The organism is Photobacterium sp. R1, from assembly GCF_054600795.1.
In genome coordinates this window covers 1-362 of the sequence record NZ_BAAHZP010000220.1, presented here as the reverse complement: position 1 = coordinate 362, position 362 = coordinate 1, and the positions used below count along the sequence as shown (strand labels likewise).

At 55.0% G+C, this 362-nt stretch carries 1 protein-coding gene; it reads left to right on the top strand.

Translation table 11 applies throughout. The annotated features are described in order from the left end of the window. On the top strand, window positions 1-323 hold a 323-nt coding region (locus tag ACYP03_RS24750; protein WP_459782490.1), incomplete at its 5' end, for an AbgT family transporter. Between the last annotated feature and the right edge of the window lie 39 nt (window positions 324-362).

The following is a 362-nucleotide window of genomic DNA, read 5'->3' as shown; positions in this document are numbered from 1 at the left end:
CGGCACAGTGGGCCGTTACCGCGCCTATCTTCGTACCAATGCTGATGCTGGTCGGCTATGCGCCGGAAACCATTCAGGCGGCCTACCGTATCGGTGATTCAGTCACCAATATCATCACCCCTATGATGAGCTACTTCGGTATGATTCTGGCGGTGGCAACCCGTTACCAGAAGAATCTGGGACTGGGTACTCTGATTGCCACTATGCTGCCATATTCCATGGTCTTTGTGGTCGGCTGGAGCCTGATGTTCTATGTCTGGGTGTTTGTACTGGGTATCCCGGTCGGTCCGGGTGCAGCAACCTATTACAACATTGGCGGCTAATCCTGCCTCCCCCTGAAACGACAAACCGGGCAAACGCCC